Below are 17,560 nucleotides of genomic sequence, written 5' to 3' on the forward strand. Positions count from 1 at the left end.
CGGGGTCATTCGCCCCGTGACGCAGACGCCACCACGCCAGACGACGGCCGACGTATCTGACTTCGACGCCGTCGCGTCCGACTCCGCCGCGGCCGCATCCGACCCGAACGAGGGGGTTCGGGACGCCCTCCGCGAACTCGCCGAGGGGACCGCACCTCGGAGGGGGGCGTCGTACGAGGCGACCATCGACGACGCGGTAGCGCGCTTGCCGTGCGCGCGCGACGCCGCGGCGTTCGTCGCCGAGGGGAACGTCGATGCCCTCGCGCGCGCCGTTGGGGAACGCCCGCGCCGCGGGCGACGAGGCGGCGGTCGAACGCGGCCGTCGCGCACTCGCCGTCCTCCGGCGACTCCGGGCGGCGGCCGAAACCGACGCCGAGGGTGGGGACGCCGACCAGTTTCGCTCTGGTCGCGGAACGGTTTTACCGGGCGCTGGCCAACCTCGGGACAGATGACACGGGTGATACACACCGGCGACACCCACATCGGGTACCAGCAGTACCACTCGCCGGAACGCCGCCGCGACTTTCTCGACGCCTTCGAGCAAGTGGTCGAAGACGCCGTCTCGGAGGGCGTGGACGCCGTCGTCCACGCGGGCGACCTGTTCCACGACAGGCGGCCCGAACTCCGCGACTTGCTCGGGACGCTCTCCGCTCTCCGCCGCCTCGACGAGGCGGACGTACCGTTCTTGGCCATCGTCGGCAACCACGAATCGACGCGGGGCGGACAGTGGTTGGACCTCTTCGAGAACCTCGGACTCGCGGAACGACTCGGGCGCGAACCCAGAGTGGTCGGCGACACCGCCTTCTACGGACTCGACCACGTGCCGGAGTCGCGCCGCGACGACCTGACGTACGACTTCGAACCGCACGACGCCGCCCACACCGTCCTCGTCGCGCACGGACTGTTCACCCCCTTCGCGCACGCGAACTGGGAGACGGAGACGGTCCTCTCGGAGTCGAACGTCTCGTTCGACGCCGTCTTGCTGGGCGACAACCACGCGCCGGGCGTCGAGGAGGTGCGGGACACGTGGGTCACCTACTGCGGGTCGACGGAACGGGCGAGCACCAGCGAGGAACCCGGACGCGGGTACAACATCGTCGCCCTCGACGGCGAGGTAGACATCCGCCGGAAGTCGCTCAACACCCGGCCGTTTCGGTTCGTCTCGGTCGAACTCAAGGAGGGCGAGGGCGTCGAACGCGTCCGCGAACAGGTCCGCCAATACGACCTGACGGACGCCGTCGTCGTCGTCGAGGTGACGGGCGAGGGCGAACCGGTGACGCCCGCCTCGATAGAGGAGTTCGCCGCCGAACGCGGCGCGCTAATCGCCCGCGTGACCGACCGCCGCGAACTGGAGACCGACTCGTCGCTGGACGTCTCCTTCGCCGATCCCGACGACGCGGTGCGAGAGCGAGTGTCCGACCTCGGCCTCTCGACGGCCGCCCTCGACGTGGACGAGACGATTCGCGCGAGCAAGACGCCCGACTCGAAGGTCCGCGAGGAGGTCCGGTCGCGCGTCGCCGCCCTCGCGGACGAGGGGGACCTGTCGGCGTTCGAGGCGGCCGAGGCGGCCGAGACGGACGCGGACGCCGGCGAGGATTCGGAGACGGACGCGGCAGATTCGACCGAGGGAGACGGAACCGCGGACGCCGCCTCCGCCGAGGAGACGCCGTCGCCGCCGGACGAGACGGCCGTCGAGGCGGTGGCCGCCGCCGAGAACGGACGCGCGGCGGCGGCCGACGCGGAAGCAGGTGCGGACGCCGAACCCGACGCCGACGCGACGGCGGACGGTGACGCGGACGCGAACCCGGATGCGGAGACGAATGCGGATCCGAACCCGGAGGCGGACGAGAACGCGGATCCGAACCCGGATGCGGAGACGGAACGGGACGCGCAGGCGAACGGGCAGTTCACGATGGAGGACTTCTAGATGCGCTTCGACCGAATCAAACTCCGGAACTTCAAGCCGTACGACGACACCGACCTCCAGCTTTCGGACGGCGTCACGGTCATCCACGGGTTGAACGGGAGCGGGAAGTCCTCCCTTCTGGAGGCGTGTTTCTTCGCCCTCTACGGCGCGCACGCCCTCGACGAGAACCTCGGCGACGTGATGACGACCGGCGAGGACGAGACGGAGATAGAGCTGTGGTTCACCCACGACGGCGAGGAGTACCACGTCGAACGCCGCCTGCGCCGGTCCGGCGACCGGGTGCAGACGGCGACCTGCACGCTCGACGGCCCCGGCGTCGAGGTGGACGGCGCGCGCGACGTGCGTTCGTTCGTCGCCTCCCTCCTCCGGATGGACGCGGAGGCGTTCGTCAACTGCGCGTACGTCCGGCAGGGCGAGGTGAACAAACTCATCAACGCGACGCCGGCCCAACGGCAGGACATGATAGACGACCTCCTCCAACTCGGGAAACTGGAGGAGTACCGCGAACGCGCCGGGCAGGCGCGCCTCGGCATCGAGGACGTCCTCGGCGAGAAGCGCGGCGCGCTATCGAAACTCGACTCCCAGATCGAGGCCAAGGAGGAGGCCGGACTCCACGACCGACTGAACGAGTTGGAGACGGACCTCTCGGAGGTCGAGTCCGAAATCGAACGCTTCGAGGGGAACCGCGAACGCGCCCGCGAGACGTACGAGGAGAACGACCGAATCCTCTCGGAGTACGAGGAACGGCGCGAGAAGCTCGACGCCCTCGAATCGGACATCGAGGACCTTCGGGAGTCCATCGCGGCCGACGAGCGAACCCGCGAGGACCTGCGCGAGGACGTGCGGGACGCCGGCGAGCGAATCGAGACGCTGGAGTCGACGCTGGAAGAACGACGCGAGGCCGAGGGACTGGCGTCCGTCGAGGAGGAGGCGGTCGAATCCCGCCGCGACGACTTGCGCGCGCGCGAAGACGAGATACGCGAGGAGCTGACCGACGCGCGGAAGCGGGAGACGATGCTCTCGAATCAGGCCGAGAAACTCGCGGAACGCGCGGAGGAGTTCGAGTCGCGCGCCGCGGAGAAGCGAAGTCGGGCCGAGGAACTCGACGCCGAGGCCGAGGAGGCGAGCGCCGAGCTCGAAACGCGGGAGTCGAACCTCGACGAGTTGGAGTCAGAACTCGACGACCTGACGGCCCGGTTCGACGACGCCCCCGCCTCGGTCGGCGAGGCGGCGGATCACAAAGAGTCGATTCTGGAGGAACTCGACGCGGTGCGCGACGACGTCGCCGACGCGAAGGCGGAACTGGAGTCGGTCCGCGAACGACTCGCCGACGCCGAGGAACTGCTGGACGCCGGGAAGTGCCCCGAGTGCGGCCAACCGGTCGAGGACTCCCCGCACGTGGACTCCGTCGAGGAGTACGAGGCGCGCATCGAGGAACTGAAGTCGGAACTCGACTCCTCCCGCGAGCGCAGGGAGTTGCTCCGGGAACGGTTCGAGGCGGCCGAACGCCTCGTGGAGACGGAAAACCGCATCGAGGAGCTCCGTCGTAACCGGAGCCTGTTCGAGGAACGCATCGCCGACGCGCGCGAGAAGGTGGAGTCAAAGCGCGAGGAGGCCGAGTCCAACCGCGAACGCGCCGAAGAGCTCGACGCGGAGGCCGAAGAGAAACGCGAGGCGGCCGAGACGCAGGCGGAGGCCGCCGCGGAGGTCGGAGAGACGGTGTCCGACCTCGAATCCGACCTGGAGGAACTCGACGCCGAACGGGAGCGACTCGACGCGATAGACGACCTTCGGGAGCGACGCTCCGACGCCGAGGAGCGCGTCGAACGCCTCCGGGAACGCCGCGAGGACATCGCCGACCGGAACGACGAACGCCGGGAGTTCCTCGCCGAGAAGCGAGAACGGCGGCGCGAACTCGCGGAGAAGGTAGACGAGGAGAAGGTGGCGGAAGCCGAGCAGAAACGGGACGACGCCGAGGAGTATCTGGAGAAAGTCGAGGTGAAGCTGGAGGAACTTCGCGAGGAACGCGACGGCCTGCAGAACGATATCGGCGGCGTTAAGGGCGAACTGAAGCAGTTGGAAGCGCTGCGCGAGGACCGCGCGGAGCTCGCCGAACGCGTCGACGCGCTCGAATCGCTCCGCGAGGAGACCGAGGAGTTAGAGGCGATGTACGGCGACCTGCGGGCGGAACTCCGCCGCCGGAACGTCGAGAGCCTCGAACGCATGCTGAACGAGACGTTCGACCTCGTCTACGGTAACGACGCCTACTCTCGAATCCGCCTCGACGGCGAGTACGAGCTCACCGTGTTCCAGAAGGACGGCACCGCGCTCGACCCCGAACAGCTGTCCGGCGGCGAACGCGCCCTGTTCAACCTCTCGCTGCGATGCGCCATCTACCGACTGCTCGCCGAGGGTATCGAGGGGGCCGCCCCGATGCCGCCGCTCATCCTCGACGAACCGACGGTGTTCCTCGACTCGGGGCACGTCTCGCGCCTCGTGGACCTCGTCGCGGAGATGCGCGGACTGGGCGTCCGCCAGATAATCATCGTCAGCCACGACGACGAACTCGTCGGGGCCGCCGACGAACTCGTCACCGTCGAGAAGAACCCGACGACGAACCGGTCGTCCGTCCGCCACGAGGACGCCGCCGACCTCGCGGCCGCCGCGTCACTCGCCGACGACTGAGCGGCGGGTGTCGCGCCGCCTCCGGAACCGCTACTCTTCCCTCTCGGCTTCGGTCGTCTTTGCCTCGGTCGTCTCGCCGTCGAACCGCCGCCGCCCGCCGTCGTCGTCGGTCGATTCGGGGTCGTCCGCCGCCGCCCGGAGGCGAGAGACGGCGTCGCGCGTCGTCTCCGTCGCGTCGTACCCGCGTTCGCCGTGGACGCGCGTCTCCGTGAGGAGGCCGGCGGCGCGGAACTCCCCGAGGAGGCCGTGGAGGTCGGACTCGCACAGGTCGTAGGCGTCGAGGAGTTCCGCGACCGAGAGCGGACCCCGGTCGGCGAGTTCCACGAGGAGTCCGAGCGAGCGGTCGTCGTGCGTCGCGGTCAGGACCCGCCGGACCGAGTCGGGAACCGCGTCGGCGGCGGTGACGAGGGGGGATACGCCCTCGAACGTGAGTTCGTCGTTCGAGCGGTACCGCTCCTCGCCCGTCTCGGGGTCCCGAATGCGACTCGATTCGCCGGACCGCTTCACGAGGAGGTAGCGCTTCCCGGCGTCGTCACGAACCGTCTGCATGGTCGAACGGAGGAGCGACCCGCGGAAAGAGATTCCGCCTGATAGTCGTCGTTCGTTCGTTGGAGGCGACGTTCCGTCCGCTTCATGTCGGCGGCGTCGGCCGCGTCCGAACCTGCGCGGGTGGCGTCGGGAGTCCTCGGAGAGAGTGCGAAAGCGTCGAAAGAACGAGTCCGGCGGAGTCGCGAACCCGAGAGCGAGTGCGACTCCGTCCGCGAGTCTACAGACAGTCTTCCAGTTCGTACGTCTGCGACGTTTCGACCCACGCGAGCGGATTTTGGGGGTCGTAGAAGACCACCCCGCCGTCCACCTCGTAGGACTCGACGGCGTCGAGTCCGTTCGTCTCGCTGGGCCGCGATGCGGCGGCCTGCGACCGATTCGTCCGCTCGGAATCTGCGTGGTCGGCCATCGTTCTAGCCCATGGTATGTCATAGCACGGTATATGTTTTGCGTCTAGACCCCTCGCCGGTTGGAATCGCAGATTCCGACGACTTGCGGCGTCTCGCCCGGCGCACCGAGAATTAGGATCTTTGGCCCCGTTCGCCCGGGCGCGCGTCGCCGCGTTCCTCGGGCGACTCCGACGCGGCGTCCGGCGAAAAGCCGAGGTTTTTAGCCCGTTACGTCGAAGGAACGCGCATGAAACAGGCAGGGCTCACGGACGACTTCGGCGGGGGTGGAACCGTCGCCGACGACGGCGACGCGCGCCCCGACGAGGAGGCCGCGTGGGTCGCGGGCGAGACGGGCCAACACGTCTCGGAGGTCATCGATGCGGAGGACATCAAGTTCCCCGACGCCGACGGCACGGTCGAACTCGCGGTCACGCAGGTCGATTACACCGTCGAAGGGTCCGGTCGCACCGAGTACCCCGTGGTCCACGTCTTCGGCCGCACGCCGGAGAACGAGACCAAGCACGTCCGAGTACTCGGCTTCGAACCGTACTTCTACGCGCCCACGGAGACGCTCTCCGACGACAAACTCGACAAGAGCGTCATCACGCGCACCGAGGAGGGGTACGAGAGCATCCGCGGCGAGGAACTGACGAAAATCTGCACTCGGACGCCCCGCGACGTGGGGCAGATCCGCGACGAATTCGAGCACTTCGAGGCGGACATCCTCTTCCCGAACCGCCTCCTCATCGACAAGGACATCAGAAGCGGCGTCCGCGTCCCCGCGCGGGAACTCGACGACGGGACGATCCAGATCCCGCACGATGAGATAGAACCCGCGGACGTCGACGCCGACCTGCGGGTGAACACGTTCGACATCGAGGTGGACGACCGCTCGGGGTTCCCCGAGGAGGGCGAGGAACCCATCGTCTGTCTCACCTCCCACGACTCCTACCGCGACGAGTACATCGCGTGGTTGTACAACGCGCCGGAGGCGGGCGACGGCGTTGAGTCCCCGGCGGGTCTCGGCGACTACGAACCCCTCCAGTCCGACACTGACGTGGAGATTCGCGCGTACGACCGCGAGGACGAGATGCTCCACGAGTTCGTCTCCTACATCGAGGAGACGGACCCCGACGTGCTAACGGGGTGGAACTTCGAGGACTTCGACATGCCGTACTTCCTCGACCGGATGGAGGTCGTAGACCCCACCTCCGAGTACGACCTCGATCCGGACCGACTCTCCCGCCTCGGCGAGGTGTGGCGAAGCGGATGGGGCGGCCCGGACGTGAAAGGTCGCGTCGTCTTCGACCTGCTGTACGCCTACAAGCGCACGCAGTTCACCGAACTGGAGTCGTACCGCTTGGACGCGGTGGGCGAACTCGAACTCGACGTGGGCAAAGAGCGGTACTCCGGCAGCATCGGCGACCTCTGGGAACAGGACCCCCAAAGGCTGTTGGAGTACAACGTCCGCGACGTGGAACTCTGCGTCGAGATAGACCGCAAACAGGACATCGTCGCCTTCTGGGACGAGGTGCGGACGTTCGTCGGCTGTAAACTCGAAGACGCGCCGACGCCGGGCGACACCGTGGACATCTACGTCCTGCACAAGGTCCACGGCGAGTTCGCCCTGCCGTCGAAGGGTCAACAGGAGTCCGAGGACTACGAGGGCGGGGCCGTCTTCGACCCCATCACGGGCGTCAAGGAGAACGTCACCGTCCTCGACCTGAAGTCGCTGTACCCGATGTGCATGGTGACCATCAACGCGTCGCCGGAGACGAAGGTGGACCCCGAGGCGTACGACGGGGAGACGTTCCGCGCGCCGAACGGGACGCACTTCCGGAAGGAACCCGACGGCATCATCCGGGAGATGGTGGACGAACTCCTCGCGGAACGCGAGGAGAAGAAGCGCCGCCGCAACGACCACGACCCGGACTCCTCGGCGTACGAGCAGTTCGACCGCCAACAGGCCGCGGTGAAGGTCATCATGAACTCGCTGTACGGCGTCCTCGGGTGGGACCGCTTCCGCCTGTACGACAAGGAGATGGGCGCGGCGGTGACCGCCACCGGACGCGAGGTCATCAACTTCACCGACGCGAAGGCCGACGAGATGGGCCACGAAGTCGCCTACGGCGACACCGACTCCGTGATGCTCGAACTCGGCCCGGACGTCTCCAAGGAGGAGGCGATAGAGCAGTCCTTCGAGATAGAAGAGCGGATCAACGACGCCTACGACGACTTCGCCAGCGAGGAACTCGGCGCGGAGGAGCACCGCTTCCAGATCGAGTTCGAGAAGCTCTACCGGCGGTTCTTCCAAGCGGGCAAGAAGAAGCGCTACGCCGGCCACATCGTCTGGAAGGAGGGCAAGGACGTAGACGACATCGACATCACCGGCTTCGAGTACAAGCGCTCGGACATCGCGCCCATCACGAAGGAGGTCCAAAAGCGGGTCATCGAGATGATCGTGTACGGCGAGGACAACGACGTCATCAAAGACTACGTCCACGACGTCATCGAGGACTTCCAGAAGGGGAACTTACCGCTGGACGAGGTGGGAATCCCCGGCGGCATCGGGAAACGCCTCGAAGCGTACGACACCGCGACGGCGCAGGTTCGCGGCGCGCAGTACGCGAATCTGCTCCTCGGGACGAACTTCGACCGCGGGTCGAAGCCGAAGCGTCTCTACCTGCGGAAGGTCCACCCCTCCTTCTTCCGAGAGATGGAGTCCGACGGGAGGTTCGACCCGCAGTCGGACGACCTGTACAAGGAGTTCAAACGCGACCCCGACGTCATCTGCTTCGAGTACGAAGACCAGGTCCCCGAGGAGTTCGAGGTGGACTGGGACAAGATGCTCGACAAGACGCTGAAGGGTCCCATCGCGCGCATCATCGAGGCACTCGGGATGTCGTGGGACGAAGTGAAGTCCGGCCAACAGCAGACCGGCCTCGGGAGCTTCACGTAACCGCGCCCGACGCCCGAAATCGCCGTCGAGGGACATTCTGTTCGGTCCACCGAAACCCGGACGAACGTCTCCGTCTCCGCGTTCCCTTTCCCGAAAAGAAAATTAATTTTCTCTCGGACAAAGCGTCTGCTGTGAATCCGTAAGCATTATGGGTCGCACTAGCCCACGTTTCAGTACGAGGCAACGAGACAACAATGGCTACACTGGAAATCAAGAACCTCCACGCGCGCGTCGCGGAGGAGGACGGCGAGCAAATCCTTCGTGGTGTCGACCTGGAAGTCAAGTCGGGCGAGATTCACGCGCTCATGGGCCCCAACGGGTCCGGGAAGTCGACGACCGCGAAGATCATCGCGGGTCACCCGGCCTACGAGGTGACCGAGGGCGAGATTCTTCTCCATCTCAGCGAAGACGAGTTCGGCGAGGACTTCGACATCCCCGAGGACAAACTGACGTGGAGTCTCCTCGAACTGGAACCGAACGAGCGCGCGGCGCTCGGTATCTTCCTCGGCTTCCAGTACCCCGCAGAAATCGAAGGCGTCACGATGACGAACTTCCTGCGGACGGCCCTCAACGCGAAGATCGAAGAACGCGAGGAGCTGTTCGAGGACGAAGACGAGGCCGAGGCGGACGAGGAAGAAGAGGAGTCGGGCTACGAGACGTCCCCGATGGAAGGCCCCGCGGACGAGGGCGAAGTCGGCGTCGCGGAGTTCCAGCAGATCCTGAAAGAGAAGATGGAACTGCTCGACATGGACGAGAAGTTCATGCAGCGGTACCTCAACGCCGGCTTCTCCGGCGGTGAGAAGAAGCAGAACGAGGTGCTTCAGGCCGCCATCCTCGAACCGTCGCTCGCGGTCCTCGACGAGATCGACTCCGGTCTCGACATCGACCGCCTGCAGGACGTCTCGAAGGGCATCAACGCCCTCCGCGACGAGCAGGGGACGGGCATCCTCCAGATCACCCACTACCAGCGCATCCTCGACTACGTCGAACCCGACCACGTCCACATCATGCTGGACGGCGAAATCGCGAAATCCGGCGGCGCTGACCTCGCAGAGCAACTCGAAGACGAGGGGTACGACTGGGTTCGCGAGGAAGTGTACGGGACAGCCTGATAAGGCCAGACACCAAGGTACTACTAAGAAAATGAGTTCCGATCAAGACCACCTCAAAGAGACAGACACCGAGGCTCGTTTCGAGTTCAAGAAGGAGCAGAGCTCCTCCTTCCAAGCCGAAAAGGGTCTCACGGAGGAGACCATCCGGGTCATCTCCGAGGACAAAGACGAACCCGAGTGGATGCTCCAGCGACGCCTCCGCGCGCTGAAGCACTTCCAGGAGATGCCGATGCCGACGGACTGGCCCGGCCAGCCTGACCTCTCGGAAGTAGACGTCAACGAGATCATCCCGTACATCCGACCGGACGTCGAGACGCGCGGAAGCGTCGACGACTGGACGGAGCTGCCGGACGAGATCAAGGACACGTTCGACAAACTGGGCATTCCGGAAGCCGAGAAGAACGCCCTCTCGGGCGTCGGCGCTCAGTACGAGTCCGAAGTCGTCTACCAGAACATGCAGGAGCGCTGGCAGGACAAGGGCGTCATCTTCATGAACATGGACCAAGCGGTCCAGGAGCACGAAGACATCGTCAAGGAGTACTTCATGACGAAGTGCGTCCCGCCGAGCGACAACAAGTTCGCCGCGCTCCACGGCGCCATCTGGTCCGGCGGGTCGTTCGTCTACGTCCCCGAGGACACCACGGTCGACATGCCGGTTCAGGCGTACTTCCGCATGAACTCCGAGGGGATGGGCCAGTTCGAGCACACCCTCATCGTCGCCGAGAAGGGCTCGGAGGTCCACTACATCGAAGGTTGTTCCGCCCCGAAGTACTCGGCGTTCAACCTCCACTCCGGCGGCGTCGAAGTGTTCGTCGGCGAGGACGCTCACGTCCAGTACTCGACCGTGCAGAACTGGTCGAAGAACACGTACAACCTGAACACGAAGCGCGCCATCGTCGAGAAGAACGGCCGCATGGAGTGGATTTCGGGCTCGATGGGCTCGAAGGCCACCATGCTCTACCCCGCGACGATACTGAAGGGTCGCGGCGCTTCGGACAACCACATCACCATCGCCTTCGCGGGCGAGGGCCAGAACATCGACACCGGCGCGAAGGTGTACCACAACGCCCCCGAGACGAAGTCGACCATCGAGTCGAAGTCCATCTCGAAGGACGGCGGCCGCACGAACTACCGCGGCCTCGTCCACATCTCCGAGGGCGCGCGCAACTCCTCGACCGCGGTGGAGTGCGACGCGCTGATGTTCGACAACGAGTCCACCTCGGACACGATGCCGTACATGGAGATCAACGAGAGTCAGGTGGACGTCGCCCACGAGGCGACCGTCGGCAAGATCGGCGACGAGGACGTGTTCTACCTCCAGTCGCGCGGTCTGGACGACGACGACGCGAAGCAGATGATCGTCTCGGGCTTCATCGAGCCCATCACGGAGGAACTGCCCATCGAGTACGCGGTCGAACTCAACCGCTTGGTCGAACTGGAGATGGAGGGTAGTCTCGGATAATATGAGCGCGCAGTTACCAGCGAACCTCTCCGAGGAGACGGTTCGGACGATTTCGGAGGAACGCGACGAGCCCGAGTGGCTCCTCGAAACCCGCCTCGACGCGCTGTCGGCGCTCGACGACGCGCCGCTGCCGGACGTCATCCAGACGCCCGGCCGGCGCTGGACGAACCTCGAAGCGCTCGACTTCGAACAGCTCGTCGACCCGCTGAACCAGGCCGACACCACAGAGCGCGTCACCGCGGAGGGCGTCGAAGTCCTCCCCTTCACCGAGGCGCTCTCGGAGTACGGCGACCTCATAGAGGAGAAGTTCGGCTCCATCGTCGAACCGGAGTCGAACTACCTCACGGCCCTGTCTGCGGCGCTGTTCACGACGGGCACGTTCATCTACGTCCCCGAGGACGTCGACGCCGAGGACGTGAAGATCCGCGCGGAGATGAACTCCCGGTCGCTGTTCAGCCACACGCTCGTGGTCACCGAGGAGTCCTCCTCCGTGACGATTCTCGAGAGCATCGAGAGCGGCGACGACGGCGTAGACGGCGACCGCTACTTCAGCAACCTCGTGGAGGTCGACGCGGGCGAGAACTCGTACGTCCAGTACGGGTCGCTCCAGAACCTCGACGACGAGACGTACAACTACACGCTGAAGCGCGGGACGACCGACACGTACTCGACGCTGAACTGGATCGAGGGTAACCTCGGCTCCCGTCTCACGCGGAGCGACATCGAGACGAACCTCGACGGCGACTCCTCGGAGACGAAGATCGTCGGCGCGTTCTTCGGCCACGAGGACCAGCACTTCGACGTGAACGCGCGCGTCTGGCACAACGCCGAGCACACGACGGCGGACCTCGTGACCCGCGGCGTCCTCGACGACGAGGCGCGGTCGGTGTACGAGGGCGTCCAGGACGTGGGCCGCGACGCGTGGGACACGAACTCCTACCAGCGCGAGAACACGCTGATGCTCTCCGACGAGAGCGAGGCCGACGCGTCCCCGAAGCTCATCATCCACAACCACGACACCGAAGCGAGTCACTCCGCGACGGTCGGTCAGGTGGACAAAGAGGACCTCTTCTACATGGTCTCTCGGGCGCTCCCCGACCGGCAGGCTCGCAACATGCTCGTGGAGGGCTTCTTCGTCCCCGTCCTCGAGGAGATCGACGTCGACGAGTTCCGCGACGACCTGCGCGAACTCATCGCGGCGCGCCTGCGGTAGGTAAGCCGCACCTTTTCCCGCTCTCTTTCCTTCTCTCGGATACGGATCGACCGTGTCGCACCGCGCGAATCCGACGACAGAGCCCGACGGCGAGCGAGGGAACCGCTTAAGTCCGTCACACGCGGAGCAAAAGGTATGACCGACAGGGTATCGCACGCAAACGGAGGGTGTGGGGCGTGAGCGTCGGCCACCGGGTGACCTCGGACCACCAGCTCGCCCGCCTCCTCCAGATCGGCGTGGTACTCGAGGAAGTCGTCGAGGCCCGCGCGTACCACCACTACCAGTCGCTCGCCGACGAGGACAGAGCGCTCGACGAGGAGTTAGAGGACCTCCTCGAACACGCCGCGGAGGAGTCCGCGGAACACCGCGAGCGTCTGGCGTCCATCGTGGACGAACTCGACGCCGAGAGCGTCCCCTTCGAGGACATCGAGACGCTCGTCGAAGCGCAGTACGGGAAGACGAAGCCCGACGACTTCGACGGCGTCCTCTACGACCAGTTGTGCAACGAAGAGACCGCCTACAAGTTCTACGACGACCTCATCGGTGCGATTCGAGCGAGCGACGCGCAGTTCACCGTCGACCGAGACCGCCTCATCTCCGTGCTCACGGAGATACGCGACGAGGAGGCCGACGGCGTCGAGGCGGTGACCAAGATAATGGAGCAGCGCGAATGAGCGCGATCAGACACCCACACCGAGACGGAGGTAAACGATGAACACCGCAGACCAGTACGTCAAGGCAATCTACCTACTGCAAGAGATGGAGGACGGCCCGGCGGCGACCGGCGCACTCGCGGACATGCTCGACGTCAGCCCCGCCAGCGCGAACGAGATGATCGGAAAACTGGAGGACCGCGGACTCGCCGAACACGAGAAGTACAAGGGCGTCACCCTCACCGACGAGGGAATCGTCCGCGCCCGGGACGCCCTCCAGACCTACTGTATCATCGAACGGTTCCTCGCGAACGTCCTCGACGTGGAGTCGTTCCGCGCGGAGGCCCGCGAACTGGAACCCGTCATCGACGGGACGGTGGCCGAGCGACTGGACACCATCATCGACCGGCACGGCGAGTGCCCCGACTGTTTCGACGCCGAGACGGACGCCTGCGAGTATCTGGAGCTTCCGGAGGCCGAGGAGAAGCCCGCGGACTAATTCACCGCGAGCAAACAGGTAGCCGAAGCTGCAAGTGTCACCCACGATTAAGGGAATCCAGTTCCTGCGTCCGAGTATGGATGGGACAGCAACTATCGGTCGTCTCCTCCGTCTCGCCGGACTGGGGCCCAGAGACGGGGTGGGGACGACGACCACCGAGTATCCGTACGTCTGTCTTGGATGCGGCGTCTCGTACGACGTAGAGTACCACGTCTGCCCGAACTGCGGGGGATTCTCCGTCGAACACGAACTCGATTCTGACCCGGACCTCGCGATCGACTGACCCCGCGGTCGGCCGAACCCGATGGGTTTTCAAAGGCGGACCGACGAGTAGATACTGCGCAGTCCCGTGGTGGTGAGCGGTTCCGTGGAATCGCGAGTCTCAGGGGACGAGCGAAGCGCAGTCCCGTGGTGGTGAGTGAATCCGAAGGATTCACGAGGTACACGGGACGAGGAGTAACACGACGAAGTCCCGTGGTGTAGTGGCCAATCATAATGGCCTTTGGAGCCATTGACGGCGGTTCGAATCCGCCCGGGACTATTTTCTGCGAGCGTCAGCGAGCAGTGATAGTGGCCTACGCGGATTTATGACCTAGAGGACGAGCGAATGCGAGTTTGGCGGTTCGGATCCGCCCGGGAGTGCTCTGTCTGAACGAAGTGAAGCTAAATAGCGGACGGTGGATTCAGGATGCTATCGCACACCCCCTGTCCCGTGTGGGAGTGGCCTGAACTAACTGATTGAGAGGGATATACAAACCGCCCTCAGACTACGTCCGAGAGATACCGCTCGTTACGATTGCCGTTCTAGTCGCCGAGTCGAACTGTCTTCCCGGTACTGTTGTCCTTGAATTCTGTCCCCCCGCAGTGCTGACACTCGTCTTTCCTGGGCACCAACGTTCCGTCTTCTTCGATCGCCTCTGTGAACTCGCCGCAGGACCGACACATCAGGAGGTCCATTCTCCATCCTCGTTCGACTCTGTGACGCAGGCCGGACGTTCCTCCCACAGCGATGTTGCAAGCTCGGGATCGGCACCGAGGATCGCCGAAAGGTGGGGCTCTACCCGATCGAACTCGGCCGTCGGTTCGACTAGTTGCCGATCGGAGTCGTAGTCGACGAGTCCGGCCTCCTCTAACTTCGGGATATGGGCGTGACGCAGGCCGATCTTGATCCGCGTCACTATCTCGCCGGAGATCTCTGTCAGCGGCGTCTGGTGGTCGTGTTTGACGACCATCTTGGTGAGGTCGTCCATCGTTAACGACCGCTGCTGTTCTGCGAGGACTGCGAGGACGATACGACGATGCTTATCTTCACAGAGGTCGAGTATCGTATCGAACTCGGAGAGACTCCTACTCATTAGAGTACCTAGCTGACTTGTGTAGTTCACCCCTACTTTTGGGTATACAAATCATTTATAAGGTGAGTTACTCCGGAGGTCGGGTATGGGGCAGCGTACTTCCGAGGATCGAACTGATTCCGCGACGGAGTCGGGACGCGACCGCTTGCTGGGAGATGCCGAGTTCGGCGCCGAGGTCTTCCATCGTTACGTCGCGCGGCGTATTGAAGTATCCTCGCTCGTACGCGAGCACCAGTGCCTCCTGTTGCGTGTCAGTGAGTGCGGCTTCGGTTTCTGACTCGAGGGGCGTGAGCGCGTGTAGTTTCGTGAGCGTGATCGGTATCTCTAACTCCCGGCAGCGGTGTTGGAACTCCGCGATGTCTTGTCGGTCGTCTCCTCGGATGTCGAACGTCCACTGCCGGTCCGTGCCGACGGCCTCGATGAGCGCGATCTTCGTCTCCGTCAGTGTAGTGAGCACGTCGTCGTAGTCGATCGCCCACTCGACACGCAACAGATACTCGTCCGCGACGGCATCGACGAATTGGATTTTCCTCACTCCCGGATGCTCGGAAAACGCACCCTCGATGTCGTCGGTTTCCACCCCCCGAACCCAGAAGTACGGGATCACCACGTCTCGCGCGGGAATGATCCGCTCCAGTTCGACCGTCACTCCCGGCAACTGTTCGAACACGGTTCCCAGAGGAAACTGGTTAGACGGGACCGTAAACGTCGCCTCGGTAGCCATACGTCCGAATCGTTACTCGCTATCAGTAAAGGACTGATGACAGTGCAAACGAGGCGATGTCGCAGACTGGCTCCTCGACGGTCGGACTTCCGTACGGACCGAGTCCCCACCTAGTGAGCAGATGCTGCCCCGAGAGAGATGGGCGGGTTACCGGCGACGAGAGACCCGCGCGTCCGGGTGACGAATCGCGGCTCACTCGTCTTCCGATACTTTGTCGAACTCGACGAAGTGATGGTCACCGTATCTGTCCTGGTGGCTTTCGACGATATCGAGTGCGCCGGAGAGTGAATCGACAGTCGCGTTGAAATCGCAAGAGACGCAGCGGAGGACGTACATCACCGGTTCGTAAGGCGAGCCGTCTCGTAGCGTGGATACCTACTCACTTTGGTTCGAACGCGTACATGTTACTCCGACGTCCCAACCCACGCTTCCCGTACTGTCGGATAACCGAGCGCCGGAGGGCCCCACCGACCGGGCGCGACGACCGGTCCTTCGTCTGTAGGGCGGCGAGAACTCTTCTCTCGGCGGACAGTCACCACCCGCCCAATTATTTTAGGCGCGTACCTTTCAGGGGTGCGGAACGGTTGTAGAGATAGAATGGCAGTCAAACAAGACGGCGCTTCGTCCGACCAACCGCTTCGTAACTATCTCGCCGTCCTGGACGACACAGACCGACGAACCGTAGTCAGCATCCTCGCGGAGGAGGACGCCCCCGTGAGCCTCTCGCTGTTGGCGGAGAGCGTCGCCGCGGAGACTCGGAACGTATCGCTCGACGGCCCCTCTCGGTCGGAACGAGAGCGACTGAAGATCAAACTGCACCACTCCCACCTGCCGAAGTTAGACGAGGCGGGCGTTCTCGAGTACTCCCCCGAGGACCGTCTCGCCGTTCCGACTGAGGAGACGAGTTCGGCACGACGCGCCGTCGAAACGCTCACCGACATCTAACGCCTCTCTTTCGCGGTCTTCAGGGGTCCACAGTCTCCAGATTCGGGGAGAGAGCGGCGGATCGGGCGTCGGTTGAGCGCTCTGCGAGCGTCTCGTCGAACGCCGCGGCGGTGATGCCCGAATCCGACGCGAGGACGACGCTTTCGGTCACGTCGTCGGCCCACGTCGTCCGAAACCCGTCTACGTCTATCAGTGGCAGATGACAACACACTTCAGTTTTGATGGTATATGGAGGATATCGTGGCGGATACCCAAGCACCTAGCCACGATTGCTTTATCAACGAAAATCGTTTTCCGTGTACTGATGAAGGAGACGGAGGCGTTTCGGATCCTCGGCAGCGCTGACCGTCAGATTCTGCTCCACGAACTCGTACGCACGGACGGAGGGGTGGCCGAAGAAGAGCTCGCTCGCCGGGTCGCCGCCCGCAGACACCGTATCTCGCCGGAATCGCTCAGCGAGGAGGACATCGAACGCGCCCACGTCCGATTAGTTCACTTTCACTTCCCCCTGTTACGCGAGTTGAGCATCATCGAACAGAACGAGGACGAGGTGTCCCTCACCAAGAGCGAACGGAGAGATCAGTTGCTCAAAGCGGCGTCGGAGTTAGAAGGGTGGCCCTATACGGTCTCCCGCAACCCCCACCTGCGCGATCCCGACTAGGGAACGCGGGTTCCTGCGCGACGAAGACGGCGCTGCTTACCGGTCGCGTACACTCCTTCTCGCTTTCACCTCGAACAAGGCGCCGGCTTCCCGTCGCACTCGCGGTCGGAGTCCGACGTACTCTCGTACACCTCGTGCCGGTAGTACCAGGTTTCGACCGCCCGCCGTAACGGCCGGGTTCGGACGAGCGAACGGAGAACGACGCCGAGAGAGGACTCCGTTTCGTTCTCGCAGTGCCGACTGAACCGCCCCGACGGTTCCGCGGGGAGGGCGACTCCTATCCCTCTCGCGGCGCGCCCGCCGCACGCGGAAAGCAGTCGCGCGAATCCCTCGCGCCGTCTCCCCCGGCGCGTCCTCCTCCTCGCGTCTCTCGTCCGAAAGATTAGATACGGACGACGAACGACGGACATCTACATCAGTTTTAGGGCTC

18 protein-coding genes, 1 tRNA gene and 1 pseudogene are annotated in these 17,560 nt (G+C 64.4%); 14 read left to right on the forward strand and 6 right to left on the reverse strand.

Annotated elements, in window-relative coordinates; all coding sequences use genetic code 11:
• Positions 1-16 precede the first annotated feature (16 nt).
• The 4 genes and pseudogenes from ACZ522_RS15475 to rad50 form a co-directional block, all read left to right on the forward strand.
• Positions 17-238 (forward strand): annotated as a pseudogene (locus tag ACZ522_RS15475) (hypothetical protein); the annotation flags it as partial.
• Positions 239-254: 16 nt separating this feature from the next.
• The gene (locus tag ACZ522_RS15480) at positions 255-452 is read left to right on the forward strand and encodes a hypothetical protein (protein ID WP_379697657.1); all 198 of its coding nucleotides are present in this window, start codon (positions 255-257) and stop codon (positions 450-452) included.
• Positions 449-1,927, forward strand: coding sequence for a DNA double-strand break repair protein Mre11 (gene mre11 / locus ACZ522_RS15485; RefSeq protein ID WP_379697654.1), 1,479 nt, complete (start codon positions 449-451; stop codon positions 1,925-1,927). Before ACZ522_RS15480 ends, mre11 begins: the two co-directional genes overlap by 4 nt.
• Complete coding sequence (gene rad50, locus ACZ522_RS15490; protein WP_379697651.1) at positions 1,928-4,612, forward strand: DNA double-strand break repair ATPase Rad50; 2,685 nt, start codon at positions 1,928-1,930, stop codon at positions 4,610-4,612.
• 30 nt (positions 4,613-4,642) lie between these two features.
• Here rad50 and ACZ522_RS15495 read toward each other — a convergent pair whose 3' ends face one another.
• Complete coding sequence (locus ACZ522_RS15495) at positions 4,643-5,161, reverse strand: DUF7346 family protein (RefSeq protein WP_379697648.1); 519 nt, start codon at positions 5,159-5,161, stop codon at positions 4,643-4,645.
• 217 nt (positions 5,162-5,378) lie between these two features.
• On the reverse strand, positions 5,379-5,567 hold the full coding sequence (locus tag ACZ522_RS15500) for a DUF7331 family protein (RefSeq protein ID WP_379697645.1): 189 nt from the start codon (positions 5,565-5,567) through the stop codon (positions 5,379-5,381).
• A 227-nt stretch (positions 5,568-5,794) separates the two neighbouring features.
• Between ACZ522_RS15500 and ACZ522_RS15505 the strand changes: the two genes are divergently transcribed.
• The 8 genes from ACZ522_RS15505 (at position 5,795) to ACZ522_RS15540 (ending at position 13,986) form a co-directional block, all read left to right on the forward strand.
• Complete coding sequence (locus ACZ522_RS15505) at positions 5,795-8,506, forward strand: DNA-directed DNA polymerase (RefSeq protein ID WP_379697642.1); 2,712 nt, start codon at positions 5,795-5,797, stop codon at positions 8,504-8,506.
• Between the two features lie 194 nt (positions 8,507-8,700).
• Positions 8,701-9,618, forward strand: a complete 918-nt coding sequence (locus tag ACZ522_RS15510; protein ID WP_379697639.1) for an ABC transporter ATP-binding protein — start codon at positions 8,701-8,703, stop codon at positions 9,616-9,618.
• 31 nt (positions 9,619-9,649) lie between these two features.
• Entirely contained in the window at positions 9,650-11,080 is a 1,431-nt protein-coding gene (gene sufB, locus ACZ522_RS15515) for a Fe-S cluster assembly protein SufB (RefSeq protein ID WP_379697637.1), read from the forward strand.
• 1 nt (position 11,081) lies between these two features.
• Positions 11,082-12,293, forward strand: coding sequence for a Fe-S cluster assembly protein SufD (gene sufD, locus ACZ522_RS15520; protein ID WP_379697635.1), 1,212 nt, complete (start codon positions 11,082-11,084; stop codon positions 12,291-12,293).
• Between the two features lie 176 nt (positions 12,294-12,469).
• Positions 12,470-12,967: a ferritin-like domain-containing protein gene (locus ACZ522_RS15525; protein ID WP_379697633.1), complete on the forward strand. Its 498-nt coding sequence runs from the start codon at positions 12,470-12,472 to the stop codon at positions 12,965-12,967.
• A gap of 37 nt (positions 12,968-13,004) precedes the next feature.
• Positions 13,005-13,445 carry a metal-dependent transcriptional regulator gene (locus tag ACZ522_RS15530; protein ID WP_379697631.1) on the forward strand — a complete coding sequence of 147 codons (441 nt, stop codon included), beginning with the start codon at positions 13,005-13,007 and terminating at the stop codon, positions 13,443-13,445.
• Between the two features lie 76 nt (positions 13,446-13,521).
• Positions 13,522-13,728, forward strand: a complete 207-nt coding sequence (locus tag ACZ522_RS15535) for a hypothetical protein (RefSeq protein WP_379697628.1) — start codon at positions 13,522-13,524, stop codon at positions 13,726-13,728.
• A gap of 185 nt (positions 13,729-13,913) precedes the next feature.
• A tRNA-Gln gene (locus tag ACZ522_RS15540) sits at positions 13,914-13,986 on the forward strand.
• Positions 13,987-14,249: 263 nt separating this feature from the next.
• Here ACZ522_RS15540 and ACZ522_RS15545 read toward each other — a convergent pair.
• The 3 genes from ACZ522_RS15545 to ACZ522_RS15555 form a co-directional block, all read right to left on the reverse strand.
• Positions 14,250-14,402, reverse strand: coding sequence for a hypothetical protein (locus ACZ522_RS15545; protein ID WP_379697625.1), 153 nt, complete (start codon positions 14,400-14,402; stop codon positions 14,250-14,252).
• Entirely contained in the window at positions 14,390-14,800 is a 411-nt protein-coding gene (locus tag ACZ522_RS15550; RefSeq protein WP_379697623.1) for a DUF7344 domain-containing protein, read from the reverse strand. The genes ACZ522_RS15545 and ACZ522_RS15550 overlap by 13 nt, the downstream gene beginning before the upstream one ends.
• Before the next feature lie 67 nt (positions 14,801-14,867).
• A complete protein-coding gene (locus ACZ522_RS15555; protein ID WP_379697621.1) occupies positions 14,868-15,524 on the reverse strand; it encodes a helix-turn-helix domain-containing protein in 657 nt (218 codons plus the stop codon).
• 597 nt (positions 15,525-16,121) lie between these two features.
• Here ACZ522_RS15555 and ACZ522_RS15560 point away from each other — a divergent pair.
• Positions 16,122-16,469: a DUF7344 domain-containing protein gene (locus ACZ522_RS15560; RefSeq protein ID WP_379697619.1), complete on the forward strand. Its 348-nt coding sequence runs from the start codon at positions 16,122-16,124 to the stop codon at positions 16,467-16,469.
• Positions 16,470-16,488: 19 nt separating this feature from the next.
• Here ACZ522_RS15560 and ACZ522_RS15565 read toward each other — a convergent pair whose 3' ends face one another.
• A complete protein-coding gene (locus ACZ522_RS15565; RefSeq protein WP_379697617.1) occupies positions 16,489-16,620 on the reverse strand; it encodes a hypothetical protein in 132 nt (43 codons plus the stop codon).
• Between the two features lie 153 nt (positions 16,621-16,773).
• Between ACZ522_RS15565 and ACZ522_RS15570 the strand changes: the two genes are divergently transcribed.
• The gene (locus ACZ522_RS15570) at positions 16,774-17,130 is read left to right on the forward strand and encodes a DUF7344 domain-containing protein (protein ID WP_379697614.1); all 357 of its coding nucleotides are present in this window, start codon (positions 16,774-16,776) and stop codon (positions 17,128-17,130) included.
• Positions 17,131-17,560: the final 430 nt, after the last annotated feature.

Source organism: Halopelagius fulvigenes (assembly GCF_055398025.1).